The 24,484-nt window shown below is 41.1% G+C and carries 22 protein-coding genes and 1 other RNA gene; 5 read left to right on the top strand and 18 right to left on the bottom strand.

From position 1 onward, the window contains the following. Window positions 1-32: 32 nt before the first annotated feature. Window positions 33-659 carry an HD domain-containing protein gene (locus WFH04_RS03515; RefSeq protein ID WP_336822676.1) on the bottom strand — a complete coding sequence of 209 codons (627 nt, stop codon included), beginning with the start codon at window positions 657-659 and terminating at the stop codon, window positions 33-35. 129 nt (window positions 660-788) lie between these two features. Here WFH04_RS03515 and WFH04_RS03510 point away from each other — a divergent pair, with 129 nt between their 5' ends. After that, window positions 789-998: a cold-shock protein gene (locus tag WFH04_RS03510; protein ID WP_336822675.1), complete on the top strand. Its 210-nt coding sequence runs from the start codon at window positions 789-791 to the stop codon at window positions 996-998. A gap of 210 nt (window positions 999-1,208) precedes the next feature. Here the strand turns inward: WFH04_RS03510 and WFH04_RS03505 are convergent, their stop codons facing one another. Next, window positions 1,209-1,397 (bottom strand): zinc-finger domain-containing protein, encoded by a 189-nt coding sequence (locus tag WFH04_RS03505; protein ID WP_336822674.1) that lies wholly within the window; start codon window positions 1,395-1,397, stop codon window positions 1,209-1,211. A gap of 77 nt (window positions 1,398-1,474) precedes the next feature. Here WFH04_RS03505 and WFH04_RS03500 point away from each other — a divergent pair, with 77 nt between their 5' ends. Further along, complete coding sequence (locus tag WFH04_RS03500; protein ID WP_336822673.1) at window positions 1,475-1,870, top strand: ribonuclease HI family protein; 396 nt, start codon at window positions 1,475-1,477, stop codon at window positions 1,868-1,870. 76 nt (window positions 1,871-1,946) lie between these two features. On the opposite strand, the gene WFH04_RS03495 is transcribed toward WFH04_RS03500, so the two are convergent. Genes WFH04_RS03495 through WFH04_RS03485 form a run of 3 tightly spaced genes read right to left on the bottom strand, consistent with a single transcriptional unit; the run spans window position 1,947 to window position 6,993 of the window. Further along, on the bottom strand, window positions 1,947-2,543 hold the full coding sequence (locus WFH04_RS03495) for a metallophosphoesterase family protein (RefSeq protein ID WP_336822672.1): 597 nt from the start codon (window positions 2,541-2,543) through the stop codon (window positions 1,947-1,949). Between the two features lie 16 nt (window positions 2,544-2,559). Next, window positions 2,560-3,387: a sulfurtransferase gene (locus WFH04_RS03490; RefSeq protein ID WP_336822671.1), complete on the bottom strand. Its 828-nt coding sequence runs from the start codon at window positions 3,385-3,387 to the stop codon at window positions 2,560-2,562. Further along, a complete protein-coding gene (locus tag WFH04_RS03485) occupies window positions 3,388-6,993 on the bottom strand; it encodes a dynamin family protein (protein WP_336822670.1) in 3,606 nt (1,201 codons plus the stop codon). Between the two features lie 192 nt (window positions 6,994-7,185). Between WFH04_RS03485 and WFH04_RS03480 the strand changes: the two genes are divergently transcribed. Beyond that, entirely contained in the window at window positions 7,186-7,644 is a 459-nt protein-coding gene (locus tag WFH04_RS03480; protein ID WP_336822669.1) for a chemotaxis protein CheX, read from the top strand. 54 nt (window positions 7,645-7,698) lie between these two features. Here the strand turns inward: WFH04_RS03480 and WFH04_RS03475 are convergent, their stop codons facing one another. The 7 genes from WFH04_RS03475 to WFH04_RS03445 all read right to left on the bottom strand — a co-directional run bounded on the left by WFH04_RS03475 (window position 7,699) and on the right by WFH04_RS03445 (window position 15,966). Next, complete coding sequence (locus WFH04_RS03475; RefSeq protein WP_336822668.1) at window positions 7,699-9,603, bottom strand: ATP-dependent DNA helicase; 1,905 nt, start codon at window positions 9,601-9,603, stop codon at window positions 7,699-7,701. 356 nt (window positions 9,604-9,959) lie between these two features. After that, window positions 9,960-11,087 carry a THUMP domain-containing class I SAM-dependent RNA methyltransferase gene (locus tag WFH04_RS03470; protein ID WP_336822667.1) on the bottom strand — a complete coding sequence of 376 codons (1,128 nt, stop codon included), beginning with the start codon at window positions 11,085-11,087 and terminating at the stop codon, window positions 9,960-9,962. Between the two features lie 148 nt (window positions 11,088-11,235). After that, an RNA gene (gene rnpB / locus WFH04_RS03465) (RNase P RNA component class B) lies at window positions 11,236-11,612 on the bottom strand. 65 nt (window positions 11,613-11,677) lie between these two features. Next, window positions 11,678-11,974 (bottom strand): cell division regulator GpsB, encoded by a 297-nt coding sequence (gene gpsB, locus WFH04_RS03460; protein WP_336822666.1) that lies wholly within the window; start codon window positions 11,972-11,974, stop codon window positions 11,678-11,680. A gap of 99 nt (window positions 11,975-12,073) precedes the next feature. Beyond that, window positions 12,074-13,330 carry a ribonuclease H-like domain-containing protein gene (locus WFH04_RS03455; RefSeq protein WP_336822665.1) on the bottom strand — a complete coding sequence of 419 codons (1,257 nt, stop codon included), beginning with the start codon at window positions 13,328-13,330 and terminating at the stop codon, window positions 12,074-12,076. Then, complete coding sequence (locus tag WFH04_RS03450) at window positions 13,320-15,545, bottom strand: DEAD/DEAH box helicase (RefSeq protein WP_408020161.1); 2,226 nt, start codon at window positions 15,543-15,545, stop codon at window positions 13,320-13,322. Before WFH04_RS03450 ends, WFH04_RS03455 begins: the two co-directional genes overlap by 11 nt. A 31-nt stretch (window positions 15,546-15,576) precedes the next feature. Next, window positions 15,577-15,966 (bottom strand): YppE family protein, encoded by a 390-nt coding sequence (locus WFH04_RS03445; RefSeq protein ID WP_336822663.1) that lies wholly within the window; start codon window positions 15,964-15,966, stop codon window positions 15,577-15,579. 157 nt (window positions 15,967-16,123) lie between these two features. On the opposite strand from WFH04_RS03445, the gene recU reads away from it, so the two are divergent. Both recU and WFH04_RS03435 read left to right on the top strand, forming a co-directional pair. Beyond that, complete coding sequence (gene recU / locus WFH04_RS03440; RefSeq protein ID WP_336822662.1) at window positions 16,124-16,756, top strand: Holliday junction resolvase RecU; 633 nt, start codon at window positions 16,124-16,126, stop codon at window positions 16,754-16,756. Continuing rightward, entirely contained in the window at window positions 16,753-19,419 is a 2,667-nt protein-coding gene (locus WFH04_RS03435) for a PBP1A family penicillin-binding protein (RefSeq protein WP_336822661.1), read from the top strand. The genes recU and WFH04_RS03435 overlap by 4 nt, the downstream gene beginning before the upstream one ends. Before the next feature lie 68 nt (window positions 19,420-19,487). Here WFH04_RS03435 and WFH04_RS03430 read toward each other — a convergent pair whose 3' ends face one another. The 6 genes from WFH04_RS03430 to WFH04_RS03405 form a co-directional block, all read right to left on the bottom strand. Further along, window positions 19,488-19,811 (bottom strand): YpoC family protein, encoded by a 324-nt coding sequence (locus WFH04_RS03430; RefSeq protein WP_336822660.1) that lies wholly within the window; start codon window positions 19,809-19,811, stop codon window positions 19,488-19,490. Beyond that, window positions 19,804-20,454 carry an endonuclease III gene (gene nth / locus WFH04_RS03425; protein WP_336822659.1) on the bottom strand — a complete coding sequence of 217 codons (651 nt, stop codon included), beginning with the start codon at window positions 20,452-20,454 and terminating at the stop codon, window positions 19,804-19,806. Before nth ends, WFH04_RS03430 begins: the two co-directional genes overlap by 8 nt. Window positions 20,455-20,464: 10 nt before the next feature. Continuing rightward, window positions 20,465-21,172 carry a DnaD domain-containing protein gene (locus WFH04_RS03420; protein ID WP_336822658.1) on the bottom strand — a complete coding sequence of 236 codons (708 nt, stop codon included), beginning with the start codon at window positions 21,170-21,172 and terminating at the stop codon, window positions 20,465-20,467. A 31-nt stretch (window positions 21,173-21,203) separates the two neighbouring features. Then, window positions 21,204-22,499, bottom strand: a complete 1,296-nt coding sequence (asnS, locus tag WFH04_RS03415) for an asparagine--tRNA ligase (RefSeq protein WP_336822657.1) — start codon at window positions 22,497-22,499, stop codon at window positions 21,204-21,206. 37 nt (window positions 22,500-22,536) lie between these two features. After that, window positions 22,537-23,730, bottom strand: coding sequence for a pyridoxal phosphate-dependent aminotransferase (locus WFH04_RS03410; RefSeq protein ID WP_336822656.1), 1,194 nt, complete (start codon window positions 23,728-23,730; stop codon window positions 22,537-22,539). Between the two features lie 253 nt (window positions 23,731-23,983). After that, window positions 23,984-24,463: a cell wall elongation regulator TseB-like domain-containing protein gene (locus WFH04_RS03405; protein WP_336822655.1), complete on the bottom strand. Its 480-nt coding sequence runs from the start codon at window positions 24,461-24,463 to the stop codon at window positions 23,984-23,986. Window positions 24,464-24,484 lie beyond the last annotated feature (21 nt).

The following is a 24,484-nucleotide window of genomic DNA, read 5'->3' as shown; positions in this document are numbered from 1 at the left end:
ACCTGCATTTAATTTGCCGTCAAGTTGGTCATTTACATTATCTCATTTTCCAACTGTTGCAAAAAACTGACCATGAAGTTATGGCGTTCTTTAGCTAATCGTTTCCCTTCGTCTGTCACCATTAGATCTTTTAAAAGTAAAAGCTTCTCATGAAAATGTGTAACTGACGCGGTCTTCTTCGACCGATATTCTGCCTCGCTCATGGAAGATCGGGCAACTTCCTCCACATCATATAATTTTCTCCCTTTCGCTCCTCCATATGCAAAAGTTCTTGCAATGCCAATCGCCCCAATCGCATCCAACCGATCGGCATCTCGAACAATTGCCCCTTCGATTGAAACGATCTCCTTTTCATTGCCCCCGCTAAATGACACACTTTCAATCGTTTTCATCACATCTGCTGCCAGGTGATCGTCCAAATCGATCTTTTTTAAAATTTCCATTGCAGACATATTGCTTTCCGATTGATATTTCGGATCGTCAATGTCATGGAGCAATACAGATAATCGAACAATATCTTCATCGACTTCCTCAACCGTTTTCATTATTTTTTCAGCATTTTTCATCACTCTGTCAATATGATCAAAGTCATGGCTGGCATCAAAGTTGTTGTAAATCGTTTTGACGATATGCTCGCATTGTTGAATCGTCTCTTTCATTATATGTACATCCTTTCAGTCGACAGAAAATTTAGGCATGTCATTGACGTTTTCTGTCGATTCATGTATAGTATATGCATCCATGTTAATAATGGGGAAGACATCGAAACGCCGAGGGAGGAAAAAATCATGTACCAAGGTAAAGTAAAATGGTTCAGTAATGAAAAAGGGTATGGTTTTATCGAAACAGATAATGGAGAAGATGTATTTGTCCACTATACCGGCATTGTTGCAGATGGCTTCAAAACGCTAGACGAAGGACAATCTGTCACCTTTGAAATCATCGAAGGTAATCGGGGCCCTCAAGCGGCGAATGTCTTAACCATATCAGAAAATTGACGTTCAACTATCAATCGTGCCTCAACGCAATTGCGTCAGAATTTTTCGATCGTTTCCGAAAAGTTCTCTACTATAGAGGCTTTACATTCAATCGGCGGAATTCAGATTTCCTTTGATCCGTCGATCTAATTTACTGCTACAGATGGTTTAGCATAGATTCATTCACTGAATCCAATTCAAAATCCCGCCAGTGCTTCAAATGGCGGGATATTATTTTGTCATTTTATTCATTTCATTACCTAAAAAACGTAGTTGCTCCCCAATTGTACATGTTGCAATACAAAATTGGTGGGCGCCTGTTTTGCCAAATTCTTTAATATGTTGCTTTTTAATAAAGCAACCTTCACAATACGTATCCAAAACATCATTAATTTCATTCATGACGGTTAATTTATCCATATGAACCTCCTAACGAACCGTTTCTTTATTTTATTATGAAGGGTAACAATATGCAACTATTGAGAGGATGAGAAAATTTGCTTGAATTATACGTAGACGGCGCAAGCGCCGGTAATCCCGGCAAAAGCGGAATCGGCATTTTTATTAAAGGCGAAGGACATCAAGCGAAAATCTCCGAACCGATTGAGCCGACAAATAACCATACGGCAGAATTTATCGCACTATGCCGAGGTATGGAAGAAGCCGCCAAACTGACTAATGGCATTGTTTCAGCCCGTTCCGATTCGAAAGCAGTCGTATCTGCGGTGGAAAATGAATATGTGAAAAATGAACTTCATCGAACCTATTTGAATAAAATACTTTCCATCGCGAAATCATTTGATTACTTTTTCATCAAGTGGATTCCAGATACAGAAAATAAGGCTGCTGATGCACTTGCGCGTGAGGCAATTCGCATTCAATCCAAACAATAAAAGCATCTGCCATCAGCCTTATTGGCTGTTGGCAAATGCTTGAATGCTTATTGTATCCTAAATTCAAAAGTACATACTAATTCGCTTTCATAAACGTAACTGTAGCTACGTCATCATCAAACAAAACCCATTCCTGATCGTCAACCACTGCGCCGACATTGACTAACGTCGTTCGGCTATCAATAAGATAGGGTTTTCCAAATTCAATTTTTGCTTCCGTTTGTCCATCTCGCATCAAACCTGATTGATGGCTATGACCATAAAAAGTCAATGATTTTGACGGCTCAGCCTCCAAAAGAGACCACGGTTCGCCGCCCCATTTCCATTGATGCCCATGGACAACTTCCGCTCGACCTGCATTAAGCCGTTCCGGCAATGCTTGCAAAAAAGACCGAAGTTCCTCATCAGAATCTGTTATATACAAAATCCGCTCTTCTTGATTCCCTATTACTGAAGGAAATGTCAGCAGCTCTTCAAATCCTTCAGGAAGAATCATTACTTCTGACAGTTGGCTGTATGTACGATCATTAATAAACCGTTTACTAATCGTACATTCAAATAAGTCGCCAGTTCCTATAATCGTTGCTTGTGGAGCGGTTTTTTGAATATGAGATAATACTCGTTGTAAGTCTTCGATCGATGAATGGATATCTCCAATTATTGCAAATTGCATACGTTACAGCACCCCGTTATAATTCGTTTGTCTTCTCAACTGGAGCATCAGCTTTTGAAATCCAATCGCTAAAACTCCCGACATATAGTTTAACATGCTCATAACCATTATGTTTCAGCAATGCATATAAAGGAGCAGCCGTTACTCCGCTGCCGCAATAGACAGCAATATCTTCATTCTTTGAGACGGTCTTCTCTAATTGATCCTTCACCTCTGAACCGAGGTTAAAAGAACCATTTAGCTTTAATTGTTCCCAATCGAAATTCAAAGCGCCTGGTATATGTCCCGCTACTCGGTCGATCGGTTCAACTACACCACGATAACGTTCAGCCGACCGTGCATCCAACAAAATGGCACCCGTTTTGCCTGCAACAGTTTCCTCAATAAAAGAGCGTGGAGCATGAATAGTTTCGTTCCATACAGGAACAACTTCAGTAGGAGGGATAATTTCGTTTTCTGTAGAAATTGGCACACCCGATGCTTTCAACTGCTCAAATCCTTCGATTGCAATAAAAGCGTTTTGAAATCCTGCGTAGCGTAGCAGCCACCAAGCCCTTGCAGCAAACGGACTGCCTCCGTCATCATAAACAATAATGTCATCGTTCAACGATAAACCGCTCTTTCTAAAAAGTGCTGTCAATTTTTCCTTATCAGGGAGCGGATGGCGACCAGCTTTTTTTGTCATATCAGATAAGTCCTCTTCCAAATCCCAATAGACAGCTCCTTCTACATGTCCTTTTGCGAACTTGCGCTTGCCCTCTTCACGGTCATTGAGGGAGAAGCGGGTATCGACCCACTTCACCTTTCCGTAATCAATTTCTTCAATTGATTTGAATACGTCCATTCACACCATCTCCTTTGTACGTATTGAGTCGTAAATTTTACGCCATTCTTCCAATTGTTCCGTACGTTGAAGCAATGTCCTTTCCGATTCGATTTGCTGGATGCTTTGCAATAATAAATGTTGGCGAAGCCCTTCAGCTTCACTATCGATCCATTGGTTCGCCCATTGTTCGATATGCTCTTTTTCTTTTCCTAAATAGTGAGATGCATCCACTTTTAGCCGTTCTTCTAATTTCTCTTTTAAGACGAGACGCTCGCCTTTTTCAAAAAATGCTTTTTGGTTTTTAAAAAGACGGTTTACATCCTTATACACATTGACATCTGTAAATGGCGCACTGAATGACAGCATCTGAGCATCTTCAGGCTCATATGGCGAAGGTGACAGTGAGCTGTCCTTTTCATTCAAAAATCGCATTTCAATATGTTGGCGTTCTTTTAATAGCTTCGTCATGAAATTCAGCATCCTAAGGTTTGTTACTTTCAATTCTTGCGTTAAATCAAACCCAACCATTTGGACAGTTTCTGCCAATGCGATGCTTAAAGCTTTATCGGTTTGATAAGTCGCAAAAGTTGAAGGGCTATACCCTTCTTTGAAGAAATCGCCGAAACGTAAAAACACCCGTTGCAACACATAATAGAGCAATTCATTCAATTCATTGTCTGCCGCTTTACGGATCACTTCTGTAAAGCTTTGTCCGTAATGGATGCGAATGGCCTGTTCTATTTGGTCTAACTCTGTCAATCGCTCAGCTTTGCGAGTCATATTTTGCTCTGTTCGTTCGATTAACGTTCTAACTCGCTCAACAGTTTTAACCGTCTCTTCTGTCAACGCTTGGACAGACAAACCTTTCAAATCATTTTTCAGGAAATGCGCAAAATCAGATTCAAATCTCTCCATGTCACGATTTGCTGTTCCATCCAACTTCGATTGCAAGGCTTGTAAACTGGAAATACCGTGAACACGCGGATTACGTATTCCAAACGTAAGCAATTGCTGTTCAACAAACGATTTGACCGCATTAGCCTCTTCATTGTCGGTAGCTAAATCAATTGCATTGACAATGAAAAACATTTTATCTAATTCAAACGCATCTTTTACACGGCCCAATTGGATGAGAAATTCACGGTCTGCTCTTGCAAATGCATGGTTGTAATACGTGACAAATAGGATTGCATCGGCATTCCGTATATACTCGAAAGCGACATCTGTATGCCTTGCATTAATCGAATCAGCTCCCGGCGTATCAACAAGCGTAATGCCTTGCCTCGTTAAAGGACAGTCAATGAACAGATCGATCGAATCGACAAAACAGCTCCGTTCCTCTTCCGCCACAAAACGCGAAAATTCATCCTGATTGACGTTCATTGTTTGACCAAGTGATTCACTGTAAGTGCTATACCCTTTATGGAATGCACGGATAAATGATTTATGAATGTGCAAGCTTTCATCGACCAATTCCTTCTGGACGACCTCTTCCGCCAAGCGATAAGCTTCATCCAATGAAGAAATCTGTTCGCCTAAAGCTTCAAATGATAATGCAACGTCCTCCGTCATTTGCTGCTCGTTTTTCAAATGGACATCCGCCGTTCGATCTTCTTTTCCTTCAGCAACAGGGCGAATACGATTAATGGCCGCTGTCGTCGGGTTAGGAGAAACAGGCAACACTCGATCGCCGATCAAAGCGTTGGAAAAAGATGATTTACCTGCGCTGAATGCGCCGAACAACGCAACTGTGAATTCCTGATTTTCCAGTCTTTTCGCTTTGTTTTTCAAGTACTGGGCGCTTTCCATGAAGCCTTTAATCGAGCTTACCGCATTTGCGACATGCAACGCGGATTCGATTGTAGAATTTGTATCAAATTGAGCTACTTCGTCGTTATCTTCCCTTTTGTTTTCTGCTACCTTTTCGGAGATTTCAAGGGAAGATGCCTCCTCAAGCTCAGGCGTCAATTCAATTTTTTCGATTTTCGTTTCTTTTTTCCACTCGCTTAGCAGTTCATTGCGTTTACGCAATAGCTCTGTAGGCGGTGAAGCAATCCATGCATCTATATGATCCAATTGCGTATTAAGTTCATTCACTTGCTCAATTGCAGCAACTTTCTCCTCTAAAATACGAATTGATTGCATTAACGGTTCAGTTTTTTCATTGCCTGAAGCAGATGCAATAGAAGACATTTCCTTTTTCCACGGATCCGTCAGCTTCTTATAAAGCGATGCAACAGCCGTTTTCATTTGCTCGGCCATATTTAAAATCGTATCGCCCGTCATAACATCGGCGCCTATTAAATGTTGATCAATTTCCTCGAAAGGAATCCTCATATCCATGCTGTCTATTTCAATTGATCGTTCATCAGTTAACAATCCCGCATTTTTTAAAGATGTTTTCATTAGCGACTTCAAATGCGTTTCAATTTGTGAATGCAACAGCTTCGATAAATTATCTGACAAAGCTTGCTTACGTCTTACTTTCTCTTCAGCTGTCTTTTTTGCTCCAAACAGCAAACCCACTTTAAATTTCGGGGATTTCGCTTCTAAATGGTCTTTCAACAATTCTCGTGTTTCAAAAGGCGTTATTGAGGCATTCCGCAACAGTTCACTTCGATTGCTTTCAAAGGTAGCATAAAATTCGTCTCCCGATAAGAGGGTCAACTGATTTTTTTGAGCAGCCAATTCTTTTTTCAATTCATTGACCTCTGACCACTCATGTTCCGCAACAAGTTGCTCGTATAAAGATTTTCGATCGTCTATTTCTGTTTGAAGGTAGATCGTATGCTCATCTTTCAGCTTCGCTAACGATTGGTCTGCATTGTAATAAAATCGTTCCTCATAGTTTTCAATTGATCCTTCTACAATTTCTTTTACCTTTTCAAAATCATTATACGGGTGATTTTTATCGCGCAATGATGTATAAAAAATGCCTTTTGGATAAACGCCCCAAAGTTCAAATGCGTCTTTCACCGACTTTTTGAAGTCCTCAAATGACAATTCACTATCTCGATGCTTATCGATCATATTTATAATTAAATACATATTCTCATTATATTTCATCAATTCTTTAGTAAATGTGAAATTCAACTCAGATTGAACATGGTTGTAGTCCATCGTGTAAAAAACGAGATCAGCCAAATGGAGTGCGGATTCAGTGGAAAGCCTATGAGCATCATCAGTTGAATCAACCCCTGGTGTATCCATCACCGTAATGCCCTCTGGCAAATGTGATGCAGTATGTCCGATTTCAATTTGATAAATCTCGGCCCCGTCCTTACTGAAAGATTTGATCGCCTCAGGAAAACCATGCCCTTCATATTTCAAGACAGACCCGTCTGTACGGTGAATTATCGCAAAATCTTCATTGGATTTTTTGATTTTAACGATATTGGCGCTCGTTGGAATCGGACTAGAAGGTAAAAGATCCTCCCCTGTTAGCGCATTGATCATAGAAGATTTTCCCGCAGAAAAATGTCCAGCAAATGCGATTACATATTCCTTATCTATAATCTTTTTTGCTAATAACTCAGCCTTTTGCAGTCTTTCATGATCATGGCTTTCTTTAAATATTTGGCCATATGTGGCCGTCTTTTCCAAATAATTATGTTGAGACATCATTTTCGATCCTTCCCCTACGTTGTCTTCCCTATCATACCATTTTTCAAGATTGTATCGGAATTTAATTTAATTTGCTAAGAGAGCCTATACTTTGTTACTTTACTCATGGTATTATAGTACTGTATTCAGTATACTAATTATTATTTGGCTGCATTTGCTACATATCAATTATAGAATGAGGGGAGTGTCGTTATGAGTACGGCTATAAACATACAAAAAATCTTAAATAGCACAATCACATCCTTGAATAATGTTGTACCAGTCAAATTTGACGTTTTATCGCCTGTCCTAACTGCACAACCTTATGAGCAGAAGGAAATTGGCGTCCTTATTAGCCTTGTCGGTGAAGTTAAAGGTCGATTGATCCTTGAGACGACCTACGATGTTATTGATGTAATTGGCCAGTCGATGTTTGGCATGAATATTGAAGGTGAAATGGTAGAATCATTTACTGGAGAGTTAGGAAACATGGTTGCCGGTAACCTATGTACAATTCTTGAAAAAGATCGTTTTTCTCTCGATATTTCCACACCTACCATTATGACAGGATCAACGAAATTTTATGGTTTCAAGCAGGCATTCAAGCTACCGATTCGCTTCGAAAGCGGATCTATGCTCAATATCTTATTAACAATCGATGAAGCATCATAATAAAAAGGAAAGCTGACATGCATAAGAACAGTTGCGTGCCAGCTTTTTATTGTTTTACTTTAAGGATGCTACGTGCGCTTTCACAGGAAACGCTGCTTCTATTTCTTTTCGCAATTTCCCTTCTTTATGATCTAACAGGACATGGATCGTTCCAAAGTCTTCCGAAGTTCTAATGAGACGGCCAGAGCCTTGGCGAAGCCTTAACAGCATGAAAGGTAGGTCAACATCTTTAAACGGATCCTCAGCTTGATTGCGCTTTGCGTTAAAGAGCGGGTCAGCTGGAGGGAAAGGCAAATCATAAATAATAACACGAGTTAACGCATCTTGTGGAATGTCTAACCCTTCCCATAAATGATACGAACATAGATTCATCATTTCTTTTCCTTGAAAATCACGGATGATCGACGATAGTTCCCTTTCTCCTTCAAAACCAATTTTTCCAACCCACTCAATTGGCAATGAAGCTTGAAAGTCTTTCATCGATTGCTCAGATTTAAACAAGATTAGTGTCTGTTCTTCTTCACGCAACATATTCAGTACATATTCTGCTTTCTCTTCCTTTTTCATTTCAGCAATGAACACTTTCATCACTTCTTCATAATCAAATGGAGATTCAACTGAAAATGATAAAAAATCATCAATTCCAAGACTATCCAATAAGTATGTGAAATCTTTACCGACAGAAAGCGTTGCCGATGAAAAAATGATCGGTAAATTTGCGGTAAATAGCTTCTCTTTTAAAATATCAGTAACGAGCCGAGGCATAATGATCAATGTCGTTTCGCCATGCCGCTCTTCCAGCCAATCCACCGCATCATTTTCTGAAGTAAAGAGTTCCATTGAGAAAATATATTGTTCTAAATATTCTTCGACCATTTTCAAGTCGTATTCTGGAATGACAAACAATTCACCTTCAAAAACAAATTCCTCTAATAACGCTGTCGAAATGGAAATCGCTTCTTTACCTGTAGATAAAAGAGCTGCACTTTTTCCGATACTTTTTCTTTCTTCCGTTTCACCGATTGTGCACTGATGCAACAGGCGGAAAAATTCTTCGTGCACATCAATTAATCTTTCCATAAGCTGCAATGTCTCTTCTCGAATGCCATCGACCATAATCCGCTCTAATAATTGAAGAAGAGTGTTGCTTTGCACTTCGTAAGTAAGTGCCCGTTGAGCCGAATATTCAAGGAGATGACCTTCATCAAATACAACCATAGAAACTTCAGGCAGCAAAGGTAGCTGGCCTTGGCGTTTTCGGGAATCTTTCGTCCAAATATGTTCCATATAGAAATCATGTGAACAAATGATCAAATCTGCAGCTTCCCGATAATGATTCCGATGAATTGTCTGACCGCACCGATTGCGAAGATCACAAGCGGCACATTGCTGGATGGGATGGAAATTTATCATTTTCCATTGATCATCATTCAAGTCGGGATAATCGGATCGGTCACCATATGGCTGAATCGACTGCAAAGAAGCATTCCCGCGGACAAAATCAGGCAATGACGATTCCACTTCTTCCGCAAATTCATCATCCGACTCTTCTAATCGCTTCAAGCAAAGATATTGGTCGCGAGCTTTCGCTAAACGGACATCAATGTTCATTTGTAAAGCATCGCTCAGTTTTTTAATATCCCCTTCTTCTTTTACCAATTGGTCGATCAACGTTTCATCGGCACACGAAATAAGCGCTGGTTTTCCGGTATAACGCGCATAAGCGATCGCTGGCAATAAATATGCGATTGTCTTCCCCGTTCCTACCCCTGCTTCGGCAAGCAACACTTTCTTTTCTTTCAACGCTTGCTCAATTTGAAACGCCATGAAAATCTGTTCATCTCGACATTCAAATCCTTTTTCCGTCAGCTCGTCATACAATGTGTCGCCAATCCAGTCATTCAATGATTCATAGAAGGATTTTTCTTTCGATAAGGCGAACGGCATTTTACTTTTCACCGGAATAACTCCTTTCCACATACAAACGGAAGAGGGGCAGCCTCTTCCGTCAAATTTCATAACCTTTTTCTTAATACAATTAAATCATCAAACGAAACGGCGTTCTCCGCTTTTGTTATCATCCAGACCCCGGGCGGCAGCTCCTCGGGTCGCTTAGGCCTGCACGATGCAGGTCATGCAGTCGTTGTCGCAGGACGCGACGGTTTTAGACTGCCTTCCTTTTTCATAAAGCATAAGCGCCTTATGTTCAAGCTCTCCGACATACAGGACGTATTAGTGCCGACGTTGCCGCAGGACGCGGCGTTCTTAGTCGGCCAACGCCTGTAGAAGCTAAACGCCGCCCTCATCTTTTGGTATCATGCTCGTTTTCCCCAGAATTGGTAGTAATCTGTGCGAATGAAGCCGTTGAATAGTTTGCGTTTCTTTGTTGCTTTTTTTCCATACATCTCTTCGAAGTTTTCCAATGAAGAAAGCATATATACAGACCAGCTTGGATACTTTTCCATTATATGTCCCAATACCCGGGCAAGTTCCTCAGCTTCTTCGATTTCTCCAAGACGTTCTCCATATGGAGGGTTTCCGACAAGGACGCCATTCAAACCTTCAAGTGATAAATCTTTGACATTGCGCTGCTGCCAAGTAATCAAATCCGCGAATCCCGCTTCAATCGCATTTTGCTCTGCGATATGCACCATTTTTTGATTGACATCAAACCCTGTAATATTTAAAGGCTGATCATATTTGGCAATGTCTTCCGCTTCTTCTCTAACGCGATCGTATATCGCTTTTTTCATCCATGGCCAATGTTCACTGCTGAACTCTCGATTATAGCCAGGGGCGATATTTTGACCGATCATTGCCGCCTCAATCGCAATCGTTCCAGACCCGCAAAACGGATCGACAAACGGACGATCTGGATTCCAACGGGTTAGCTTTACAAGTGCCGCAGCCAATGTTTCTTTTAACGGTGCATCACCTTGCCCGACACGGTAGCCTCTCTTATGGAGCCCTGTGCCGCTTGAATCGATCGTCAGTGTGACTTTATCTTTCAAAATCGAAACTTCCAATTTAAATAAAGGACCCGATTCATCTAAAAAGCCAATCCGTTTATAAGCCATTTTCAATCGTTCTACAATCGCTTTTTTGACGATCGCTTGGCAATCAGGAACGCTATATAATGTAGATTTCACGGATTTACCTGCTACCGGAAATGCAGCATCAACAGGCAAATATTGTTCCCATGGTATCGACTTTGTCTTTTCAAAAAGTTCATCAAATGTCGTTGCAGTGAATTCTCCCGCAACGACACGTACACGGTCCGCCACACGCAGCCACATATTTGTTTTGGCAATTGCTGTTTCGTCGCCTTCAAAAAATATTTTTCCATTCTCAGTCTGTGTTTCGAATCCTAATTCCTTCACTTCATCAGCTACAATGGATTCTAAACCCATGGCAGATGTAGCGACTAGTTTATATTTCGCCATATCTATTCACTCCTATAACGGACATTCAATACCTTTTGCCTCTATGTAGTTTGATGATCGCCCATACAATTCATACAATCCATATAACGAAGAAATGCTCTCCAAACGAGAAGGAGAGCATCGATTGCTATGTCAAAACCAATGTAAATTCGATAAGCCATGTTTTGTTCCCGTGTACTCAAACAGCTATCGCCTCGTACTTAGGGTGGTAATCATCTATCTACAGAATCGTTCTGTCCCTTCCTCCGTTCAATTCCTTTGGAAGAGCGCCCCTACCATAATTTGGGTTTCTCGCTCGTGGGGTTTACCGCGTTCCACCCGGACCGTTTCCGGACCGGCTACGTCACTGTGGCACTTTTCAGGGAACCTCATCCATATCCAAAAGGACTTAGGACTTATTCCCGCCGTCATCGCAATGCGAGCCTCGGCTTATTTTTTCGCCGAGCACGAACACTACGGTCATCTCAGAACCGTGCGAGCATGGACTTTCCTCTACAACAAATGTTGCAGCGATTACCTGAATTCACATGATGGCTTTAACAGTATACAGCATCATCGTTCTATTTTCAATGAAATGTTACAAATGATTGTTATTCTGTGTCATATAGTTTACTGCCAAAAACGTGCTTTTCCAAATTGGAGATCCTCTTTAGAATATCGAAATTTGTCGTATTCGTATTGCTCGGCATCGGCCGTTTTTGTTGGGTTGCAAGTTCCTCTTTCAGTTTTTCATTCTCCGTGCGCAATTCAGAGATCATTTTTTTAAATGTTTCGTAATCTTGGATGATTTGATCGAGAAATAAATCAACATCTTCCTGATTATACCCTCGCAAGCCCGTCTTAAACTCTTTTTCAAGAATTGTTTTCGAGTCGAGTTTTATTTCCATGAAATGACGTCCTTCCATCTGTGATTACCTTACGTTATTATATCATATTTTGTACATCCTTGTCCTACTATTTATCCGTTTGAAGCCGCAATTTGTCGGTTATTGCGCTTCCCCGGGAAATAGTTTCTTGTTAAGCCTCATTTCCCGATTTGCAAGCGATATTTCCATGCGTAATTTGAAACGTTCGGTAAGTTTTTCCCTTTTCAATAAATGAATTGCTTCTCTTGTAATCGACAAGGCCTTTTGCGACTCTTTCAATTTATGTTCAAATAGTTTTGCCAATTCCTCGTATGCTATGATCCGTTCTCGCCCATTTAACCCTTCCGCAGCAATTGAAAATGACATGGCAGCTTTCTCAAACTCTTCTTCTTTTTTGAATAAAAACCCTAAATGATAATACGCCAATGGATGGCGGGTTTCGGATTGTGAAATGACTTGTTCAAGTACCGCTTTGCTTCGATCGAATGATTTCAGATCGGCAAACCACTTTCCAATATTCGTACCGATTGTTTCAGTCGAGTAGTTTTTTTTGTTTAATAGAAGATCGGTCGAATGAATATACAATGTTACGAGGGATAATATATCCCATTCATTGTGATGAAGCACTTTCATCAAAAGCTCTGCTCTACCATTTTTCACTGCGTCTTGATAGATGATAGGCGCCATATGTCCTGGAATATCGCCGTCACGAAAAAAGCCTAATTGCTCCTCTTCTACTGTAGTTAACTTAAACGTATCCATTTCGTTTTTCCAAATACGTTTTGACCCATGTAGCAAATCAATTTCCGTATGGCGAAGCAAAGGGGGCAATTCATTACGATTCATCGTCCATCTCGTTTCTACCATCGGCATATCAAAGCTTTTGCCGTTATACATGACGATTGATTTCTGTTCCTCCCAAAACTTAGTTGCATAGAGAAATGCGGCCTCGTGCTCAGGGCCTGGTAAAACATATTGAGTCAGTGTAAAAGCACTTCCCGTATATTCTATGAAACCAATTAAAAAGATAAGTGTACCGGCACCTTTTAATCCAGTCGTTTCCGTATCAAAAAACAGAAGCGGTTTGTTCAAATCCGGAGATAGCGGATGTGAAAGCTTTTCTTCTTTCCACCGCTCAAGAGTTTGCTGTAATCCTGACAAAGTGAAGTGGCCATGTCTATAATTTGCAGGATACGTAACGACTCTTTTATAAACAATGCCAAGATCATTTTCTTCTTTTAGTAAACCGGCACGGAGCCATTGCTCTTCATACTGAGGAGACTGAATTTTTCTTTGCGATGGTACTTCCGGTATTTTTTGAGGCTGATCTTTTTTCAGCAATTTCTTCATTTGCATTAATTTCGCTTCATACGACATCAGCAGCTCCCCCATTCAATTGCTGAAGAAGAGCAATCACTTCACCTTTCATTTTCACACCAGCCTCTTGGGCCCCGATGCAAACCGGGCAACCGTTCTCACAAGGACATCTAACAACATGTTCTGCTGCTTTTTTCAACAATGCTTCCCACCGGTCGAAAAGCTTCTCGCTTAAGCCGATGCCACCTGGATAGCTATCATAGATAAAAATCGTCGGCTTCTGCGTATGGATTGCCTTTACTTGCGGTACAACATGGATATCTGTTCGGTCACAACGAATGAAAAGCGGGATGAAAGATTGAATTGCATAGGCGGCTCCCGTCAATGCATCCGTCAATTCGGATTCTTTCCAGCCAGCTGGTGCATCAAATGCATACCAAGTTGAAGAAGTATGAAGTTCTTCAGCTGGTAGGGAGATCGGTCCAGAGCCGATATTGTCGTGAGTGTCAAAACGGATTTTTTTAAAAATCGTCGGAATCGCCAAAACTGCAATATCTCCGTACGCTGCCTCCGCTTCCCCGATTGATTTACTATCATCCTCGCTCATCACTTTCAGCTCAACAGCCAAATTGGCATCTGTATAATAGTCGACATCTACATTCGTTACGTATGCTTTCTTTTCTTCCCAATCCAGCTCTTCCACTTGATATTGCTTTCCTTGGTGCAAATAAATGGCTTCCTCATGCAATAAAGTCATTGCGCTATACCGGTCCATTTCACCGATGACGGTCGTTTCTTTCGGCATCGTTTTGTCAATAATTACGACGTTTTCCTGTGAAGCGGACCGCAAGCTTATTTCACTTGCCGGGAATCGGTCTGTCATCCAGTGCCATTTCTCAGAAGTTTCCAATAGAATGCCTTCATTTGCTAAAAACGACAGCAGCTCTTGCACTTCGAACTCTCCATAGCTCTCCGTCCTTGTAAATGGCAATTCAAAAGAAGCGCATTTCAAATGATCCATTAAGATGAGTATATTATCCGGATGGATCCTTGCTTCTTCTGGCGTCTGCCCTAACAAATAGTCAGGATTTTGAACGACATATTGATCCAACGCCATAGATTGGGCAACGTAAATGATTAAAGCATCATCCTGCCGCCTTCCTGCCCTTCCTGCTTGTTGAAAGGCACTTGCAATGTTTCCTGGATAGCCCGTCATAATACAAGCTTGCAACTGTCCAATATCAATTCCTAATTCCAATGCATTCGTACTGACGACTGTACGGATTTTCCCTTCCCGCAATTTCCGTTCAATCGACCTTCTTTCAGACGGTAAATACCCTCCCCGGTAACCCATAATTGTTGTATCGAACAGTTTCTTTTTCGTCAGTTCTTTCATATACGTAACGAGCATTTCGACACGCACTCGGCTTTTTGCAAAAATAATCGTCTGTATTCCTTCTCGATAGAGGAAGGATGCGATATCACGCACTTCTAATACTGCGCTTCTCCGAATGCCAAATGTCGGATGGATGACCGGCGGATTATAGAAAAGAAAGTGCTTTACTCCGGATGGCGCTCCGTTGTTTGAAATGAGCTCCATTGGCGTATTTGTTAATGATTCGGCCAATTCCTTCGGGTTCGCAATCGTCGCCGACGTGCAAATAAAGACGGGATCACTGCCATAATAGTTGCAAATCCGTTTCAACCTGCGCAATACATGAGCAACGTGCGAGCCGAACACCCCTTTATACGTATGCAATTCATCAAGGACGATATACTTCAAGTTTTCAAATAAAGAAACCCATTTCGTATGATGCGGCAAAATGCCTGAGTGCAGCATATCTGGGTTCGTCAAAACAATATGGCCAGATTTCCGTACCTTCGTTCTTAAGCCCGGCGCTGTATCCCCATCATATGTATAGCTTAAAATCGACTCGCCGCTCGCTTCAATTAACTCATGCAAATCTGCCAATTGGTCTTGCGCCAATGCTTTTGTCGGAAATAGGTAAAGCGCTCTTGCAGCATCATCATTCAAAACACTTTGCAGCACCGGTAAATGATAGCAAAGAGACTTTCCCGAAGCGGTCGGAGTGACAGCTGTAAATGAAGCCCCTTTTTCAGACAGATCATACGCTTGGCGCTGATGGCTATATAATTGTTGGATTCCTTTATGATTCAATGCCTTTCTAATGGATGGATGCAATGAATCTGGAAAAGAGGCATACGAAGCGGATTTGCCTTCTATCGTTCGGTAATGAAGGATATTCGGTCCAATTTCAGGATCAGCTCGTAAAAGATTGACAACATCATGTACGTTCGTTTCCTTCAACCCTGCTGCCTCCTTCCTCCATTAAAGCTTCTTTAACAGTTTTTAATGTATACATAGCTGAATTGATCGACAGTATAAAACGTTTCTTGCCAGTTTTTGCGTAAAATGACTGGACAATGAATTGTTTCATTGCCTCATTCATTTGTTCAACTTGATGCGGATGAACATATTTCGGATTTTTCTTACGGATATAGGAAAGCACCTCAGCGGACCATTCATCCAACAACTGATGGTATTCATCTGCATAAGGCTTTACATCTTTGAAAAAATCAGGCTCTATGTCAAATTCCCTCATGTGGGCATGTCTTGTTATGCAATCCTCGCATGCTTTCAAAAGTCGTTCTGTTTTCTCTATTAAAGTAGACAACGTATCTCTTCTCCTCTACGATCTTTCTTATAGTTTATCAAACAATTATCTATATACCAAACATGAACGAACGTGCATTCTTTCAAAAAGACGGCAACTTTTAAATCGATAATCCGTCCAATCATTATGGTATGATAAGAATTGCGAGGTGGTGGTCATGACGATTCGGTATCCGAACGGCAAAAAATACGTTCCGAAGGCTCAGGCGGCAAGCCGTAATAAGACCGATATTTCATTCAGCAATAGGGGAAAAACATTAGAAGACGAGTTGAATGAGACAAATGAGTATTATGTTAGTAATGGCATCGCTGTCATCCATAAAAAGCCGGTTCCAATACAAATCGTTAATGTGAAATATCCGGCAAGAAGTGCTGCAGTCATAACAGAAGCATACTTCAGATCCCCTTCTACTACCGATTATAATGGTGTATGGGAAGGAAAACATATAGATTTTGAAGCAAAGGAAACGAAAAATAAAACGTCATTTCCTTTGCAAAATATACACGAGCATCAAGTCGAGCATATGAAAAACGTTTGTAAACAACAAGGCATTGCGTTTTTAATTGTGAAATTCAGCACGTTGGACCGATATTTCATCGTACTTTATGAAAACTTTGCAAAAAAGTGGCAGAGAATGATAGACGGTGGACGAAAATCAATTACACTTTCCGAAATGGAAGAGATTTCAATAGAAATTAAACCAGGCTATCGGCCAAGACTTGATTATTTACACGCATTAAAAGAAAACCAAATAACGGTTGAAACGATTGAAAGGCAGGAAAAACTATGAGTGAACAAACAAATTCTCGAGCTGCCCGTCGTCAAAAATTGGAGGCGGAACGCAAACGGAAAAAAGGCAGTTCTCCGAAACGGTTCGGGAGCATTTTGAAAAAAGTGATTATGGCTATAGTAATAGCCGGTCTGGCGTTATTTGTCGGCGGTGTTGGGCTATTCGCTTTTTACGCCAGCACAGCACCAGATTTGGATGAAAATCTTTTAAAAGATCCTTTAACATCTCAACTATTAGATAAAAACGGCGATGTCTTTGTAAAATTAGGAGCGGAAAAGCGCGAATACGTTCCGTATGATGAAATACCGGATATGATGGAGCAAGCGATTTTAGCGACTGAAGACGTACGTTTTTACAAACACCACGGAATGGATTTCTGGCGCCTCGGTGGTGCCATATTAGCGAACCTAAGAGGCGGATTTGGTTCTGAAGGAGCTTCAACATTGACACAGCAAGTCATTAAAAACTCTTTCCTTACCGATGAAAAAACGTTAAAGCGGAAAGCACAGGAAGCATGGCTGGCCTTCAAATTAGAAAGAGAATATTCAAAAGAAGAGATTTTTGAGATGTATTTCAATAAAGTTCTTATGGGACGGAATATTTATGGATTTGGAACAGCTTCTCAAGAATTTTTTGGCAAGGACTTAGATGAATTAAGCTTAGAACAATATGCGTTATTAGCGGGCATGCCGCAATCACCTAATGCATACTACCCTTTCAGAAACCCTGAAAGAGCTGAAAAAAGAAGAAATATTGTTCTTACGTTAATGGAGAAACACGGTAAAATTTCGAAAGCGGAAATGGAAGCAGCGAAAGCGACACCTATTGCCTCAACCATTCTTCCTGAAGATGAAAGAAAAGAGATGGAAAACAACAAATATCCAGCTTATGTTGATGTCGTATTAGATGAATTGGAAGCTGCCGGAATGATGGATCTCGTTGCAGAAGGTGTTACCATTCAGACAAACCTTGATCCAAAGGCACAGGAAGCAGTTGAAAGAGAAATCAACTCTCCTATTTATGAATCAGACGAAATGCAAGCTGCAATGACGGTGCTCGATACAAAAACAGGTGAGATCGTTGCAGTCGGCGGTGGACGGAACTTTACTGGCAGAAATACAAACTTCGCAACGAGGGATAATCCTCGCCAGCCTGGTTCTGTAATTAAACCGATTTTATCGTACGGACCGATTATTGAAAATAAAGCTTGGTCAACAGGACAAATTATTGTCGATGAGCCTTATAAATATAAAGGCACAGACATTTCAATCCGAAACGTGGACGGCGGATATGCGGGCCCTATTACGATTCGAGAAGCGCTTTACAATTCCCGAAACATACCAGCCATCAAAGTTTTTGAGGAAGTAGGGACGCAGAAAGCACGTGATTTTGCAGGCAAATTAGGCTTGAACTACAAAGATATGGTATCGTCCGAAGCAATTGGCGGAGGATCTAATGAATTCTCTACAATCGAAATTGCTGGGGCTTATTCCGCTTTGGGCAACGGCGGTATTTATACAAAACCGCATACAGTGAAAAAAATCATTTTACGGGACGGGAAGACTGAGAAAAATATGGTGCCCGATCCTGTAACAGCAATGAAAGATTCAACAGCATATATGGTAACTGACATGCTGCGTGATGTTATGACAAAAGGAACAGGCAAAAAGGCAAATGTATCTGGATTAGATATCGCAGGAAAAACGGGTACAACAAACTATTCGGCTAAAACAATTAAAGAACGTGGATACAAGAACACTTACGTCCCTGACAGCTGGTTTACAGGCTATACGACCAACTATACAATTTCAGTGTGGGGAGGCTATAGTAAAAATGAACCGATTAAAACATACGATAAAGGTCGGGATGTTCCTAAAATCCTTTTCCACAACGTTATGAGAGAAATTTCTTCGAACAAGGAGACAGCACGCTTCAAACAGCCGAGCTCCGTTGAAGAAGCAAAAATTTTAAAAGGATCGAATCCCATCGTTTTAGCAAGCCCATCAACACCGGCAGCTTTAACAAGTACTGAATTGTTTGTTCGAGGTACAGTACCTGAAGAAATGGCTGAAGAAGAACTAACAGAATTGGCGGCACCAAGCGATTTAACTGCCCAATATGATGCAGATTCAAATTCCATTACTTTAAGCTGGAATCATGAAGACCCGAATGAAGAATTAATTGATGGTGAAGTACAATTCAATGTTTTAGTAAGCGTCGATGGCAGTGAACCACAAAATATTACAACAACAGCCGAACATTCTGTCACCTTCCAAGGTGTTGAAATAGGAAGAACCTATGTATTCTCCGTCACAGCTATTGCAAACGACATAGAAAGCAGCCCAGCCTCGACATCACTTATGGTAGAAGGCAACACAGATGAAGATCCTGTGGATGAAGAGGAAAATGAAGACGATTATAGTGACAATGATCATTGGAATAATGGCGGGGAAAATAACGGAGACAACAACAACGGAAATGGTAATGGTAATTGGAACAACAATGGCAATAACGGAAACAATCAGAACAATGGCGACGGCAGCGGGAATAACGGCAATAACAATGGAAATTGGAACAACAATGGCAATAACCCAGGATCATCAAACGATAAGGACGATGGATCAGACAATAGCGGTGAAGAAAGCAGTGATGATACGGAGTAATTTGTTATCGTCATATGCAACTAAAAAAGAGACCAGGTTTGAAAATCCTGGTCTCTTTTTATTGTTCTTTAGCCAATTGCAATTATTTGAGCGGCCTTCTTTTTCGCTTCCGTATATAATGCATCTAACTGAATGATCGCATAGCGCTTATGCAACGTCTTCTCTACAAATTGTAGCCGCTCTTTGCCATTTAAAGGCTCAATGCGCAATATAGGAGTTGCAGTAGCATGTTGGTCGGAATAACCGAAGGCTATGAGCAGTTCTTGATAATTCTTAATCGCCTCTCTCATAACGAGTGTAAAGTCTGCCTTCGCATCCTTTATTGTATGCAGCTTCTCTTTCATTGCTTCCCACCGGTCTATATACAAATACAATGTTTTTCGGTCAGGCAAGAGCTTTCATCCTTTTCTTCCCTTCCCTGCATACAGACAGTAGAGGACATTCACTGCAAGCAGGATTTTGTGCTTTGCAATGGTATCTTCCGAAAAAGATCAATTGATGATGCGTGTCCGTCCATCTCTCTCTCGGCGTCCAACGCATTAACTTCTCTTCAACCGCTATTGGCGTGTCTTTCCAACGGTTCATGCCAAGTCTTTTCGCCACCCGTTCGACATGTGTATCAACTGCTAATGCTGGAATTCCAAAAGCATTCGAAACGACAACGTTCGCTGTCTTCCTTCCAACTCCAGGCAACGTCATGAGGATGTCGCGATCAGCTGGCACTTCCCCGTCGAATTGCTCAATCAATATTCGGCTAAGCGCTTGGATATTTTTAGCTTTATTGCGATACAATCCGATGGAACGAATATCCTGCTGCAATTCTTCTATATCAACTGATAGATAATCTTCTGGCTTTTTGTATTTCTTGAACAGATCAGCAGTTACACGATTTACCAATACATCTGTGCATTGTGCAGAAAGCAAGGTAGCAACTGTCAGCTCAAATGGATTGTCATGTATTAGTTCACAATGAGCATTCGGAAACATTTTTTCAATTTCATCTAAACAAAATGCCCATTCTTTTTTTGTCAACACAATCTATCACCTATTCTCGTTCTTCCAACCAGTTATAAAACGGTACTTTTTTCACGAAAACATCTTGTTTTTGCTCTGTTTTGTACGTGGATGACCTAAAGGATTTTGTTTGCATTTCTACGTCGGTTAATGTTTTCACATTCTTTTTCTTCCATTCAAATAAAATACGGTCAATATATCGTAAACTCATTTTTTGAGCTAAAACAGCCTCTTTTAATGCAGCACGGATAATTTGTACGGAATGTCCATCATCATCAAGCCACATTGCAATTGTCTCACATTCCATTGGAGAAAGCAGCCTTCCAAATTCCTGTTCGAATAATGTATAGATTTCTCCCTCTTCTTCTTTTACACTTTGTTCTTCTTTGTCGCTCACCATTGAAAGGGCTACATCCGACAACCTGTTCCAAAGCGGTTGCATCGAAAATTGCTCATAGATGACACCATTTTGGTCCTCATCTTGGTTGATTTCCAATAAACCTCTTTGCATTAACCGTTGAAGGATTTCAGACACTTCGTTCTCCGTCAAATGCATTTGCCTAGCAAAGTCGCCTGGTGTCGGGAATTGTGATCCTTTCGCCTGAAAAGCGACCATTTGCAAAATGAGCATAGCATCTATATCTTGGATTCCAATTTTTTTATAATGTTGAAAAAAGAGCTGGGAAATGTTTACATTTCCCTGCTCAATCCAAATACGGAGCCGTTCTTCATCTGACACTTAGAACACCTCCTACTAATCATCACGCAAATCAAGGGTACAAACGGTTCAATAGACGAGGGAATGGAATTGTTTCACGAACATGTTCGACACCAGAAATCCATGCAACAGTCCGTTCAAGCCCTAAGCCGAAGCCAGAGTGCGGTACAGCGCCGTACTTGCTTAGTTCCAAATACCACTCATACGCATCTTCATCCAAATTATGCTCTTTAATTCTTTGCTTCATTAATTCGTAATCATGGATACGTTCGGAACCTCCGATAATCTCTCCGTATCCTTCCGGTGCGATCAAGTCAGCACATAGTACGACGTCGTCACGATCCGGATGCGGCTGCATATAGAAAGGCTTTATGCCGATTGGGTAATGTGTAATGAATACAGGCATATCATAGCTTTCTGCGATTGCTGTTTCATGCGGAGCACCGAAATCATCTCCCCACTGAATATCGTCAAACCCTTTTTCATGAAGGAATTCGATCGCATCATCGTATGTGATCCGCGGGAATGGCGCTTGAATTTTTTCAAGCTTGGAAATATCACGGCCAAGACGTTCCAATTCTAATGGGCAGTTTTGAAGGACAGATTGAACGATATGCGCGACATATTGTTCTTGAACTTCCAAGCTCTCCTCATGCTGTACGAAAGCCATTTCAGGCTCGATCATCCAAAACTCGATTAAATGACGGCGTGTCTTAGATTTCTCTGCACGGAAAGTCGGCCCGAATGAAAAGACCTTTCCTAACGCCATTGCAGCGGCTTCCATATAAAGCTGACCGGATTGCGACAAATAAGCATCTTCATCGAAATATTTCGTATGGAATAACTCAGATGTCCCTTCAGGTGAAGAGCCTGTTAAAATGGGCGGATCAATTTTGACAAAGCCATTCATATGGAAAAACTCATATGTTGCCCGAATAATTTCATCACGGATTTTCATAATCGCGTGCTGCTTGCGTGAACGAAGCCATAAATGGCGATTATCCATCAAAAATTCCGTTCCATGCTCTTTCGGTGTAATTGGATAATCGACAGCCTCATGGATTAATTCAATATCTTTCACTTGCAGCTCAACGCCAAATGATGAACGTTCATCTTCCGCTACTTCAGCTGTAATATATAAAGAACTTTCTTGATGGAGCGCTTTTGCTTTAGCAAAAATCTCCTCGCCGACAACTTCTTTTACGACAACACCTTGGACGAAGCCCGAGCCGTCACGTAATTGTAAAAATGCGATTTTACCGCTCGACCGTTTATTGGCAAGCCATGCACCTATTTTTACTGTTTCCCCAACATGGTCGGGCATTTCATGAATCATAATCGTTTTCATACGTACCTCCGAAAAAATGAATTATATGTTCTGTCTTTTATTCTTTCCAATTGTCTTCTACAAATTTACGGATTCTCTTAATTGCTTCTTCGATCAGGTCGATGGATGTTGCATATGAAAGGCGGATCGTATCGGGAGACCCGAATCCCGACCCCGGAATGACTGCGACCTTAGCTTCTGTCAACAAAGCTTCTGCGAAATCATCTACATTGTCATAGCCTGTATTTTTAACAGCTTCCGATACTTCCGGCAGCAAATAAAAGGCGCCCTGCGGCTTAATGACATGGAAACCAGGGATTGCAGATAGCTGCGGATAAATGCGCTCCAATCTTGATTCGAAGTCTTTCCGCATCTCTTCAACAGCTTCTTGTGGCCCATTGTAAGCTTCAAGAGCTGCGTATTGGGATGTCGTCGTTGGATTGGATGTTGAATGGCTTGCCAAATTGGTCATCGCTCCAACAACTTCTTCATCGCCAGCAATATAGCCAATGCGCCAACCTGTCATAGAATGTGATTTTGAAACACCATTAATAATGAAAGTCCGTTTTTTCGCATCCTTGGACAGCTGTGCGATTGAGACATGGCGTTTTTCACCATAAATCAGTTTCTCATAAATTTCATCGGACACAATCCACAGATCTGCCTCTTGACAAACATCTGCGATTTTGGAAAGCTCCTCCCTATTATAGATCATCCCTGTCGGATTCCCAGGCGAATTAATGATGACCGCTTTCGTCTTCGGCGTTATTGCATTCCGAATTTGTTCAGCTGTTACTTTGAAGTGAGATTCTGCTGTCGCTTCTACGATGACAGGAACACCACCCGCAAGTTTAATCTGTTCGGGATAGCTGACCCAATATGGAGAAGGAACAATCACTTCATCGCCCGGGTCCAAGATAGCTTGAAACAAAGTATAGAGGATATGCTTTGCCCCAATTCCAATCATAACTTCCTTGCGAGAATATGTAAGATCCTGATCGCGTTTTAATTTGTTAATAACGGCATCCTTCAAAGTTGGTAAACCGCCCGAAGGAGTATATTTTGTTTTTCCTTCTTTCATCGAATTATAGGCGGCAGTCAAAATATTTTCAGGAGTATTATAATCTGGCTCCCCCGCTCCTAAACCGATCACGTCTATGCCGGATTCTTTCATCTCTTTCGCTTTAGCAGTAATCGCTAATGTTGTAGAGGGTGTTAACGTGCTCACTCGTGCTGATAGTTTTTTCGTCAAATGAATCGCTCCCTTTAGACTTTACATGAATATGTATGGAATCCATTATCCCTTCTCAACATTGCATCTATCTTTTGAAGGAACTATCTTTCAAAATTTAAAACAGCTGCTTCATGTACCTTGATTACGATCGTACTGAAAGCGAAAGGTCAGCCGCAAATGAGATGGCCTTCCGCATAATGGCATACTTTTCACCTAACATTGATGACACGATGGGCAAAAATCGACATTTTCAGTACAGTTATAATCAAAGTTAAAGGTTTAATATTCGCTTCCACCACTCACCATTTTCAAAAAACACATACACATAGTTTAGTTTACCGTTTTCACTCTGAAAAGCCACTTCCCAAACTGGATGGTCTTCCTCTAATCCGAGTGAAACATGAAGGAGCTTATGCACCTTCAACTCTTTTTTTACTGTTTCGATCGCAGCATCGGGTTGGATACCTTTCGACAAAACAACTTCACCAAGCACTTCATTCGTTTGAACATCAACGAATAATGCTTTTTCTGTCCCCTCTTCGTCCTTTCCGTAGACAGTAACCATCGATATTGTGCCATTGTATACTTCCGACTTATCAATCGAAATGAGCTGCCCTGTTTTCTTTACAGCTTCAATAGCAGTCTTTTGAGCATCATAGAAAGGTTTGTTGGCATTATAAAACACGATGGCAGTAATGACTATGAAAAGTGAGAGAAGGAAAAACGCTATAAATTTAATCCAATTCAGCATAATGATTCACTTCCTACATGG

Source organism: Sporosarcina sp. USHLN248, assembly GCF_037144575.1.
GTDB classification, from domain to species: Bacteria; Bacillota; Bacilli; order Bacillales_A; family Planococcaceae; genus Sporosarcina; species Sporosarcina contaminans.
Note: the sequence above shows the minus strand (reverse complement) of the source record. Positions and strands in the feature narration are given on the sequence as shown.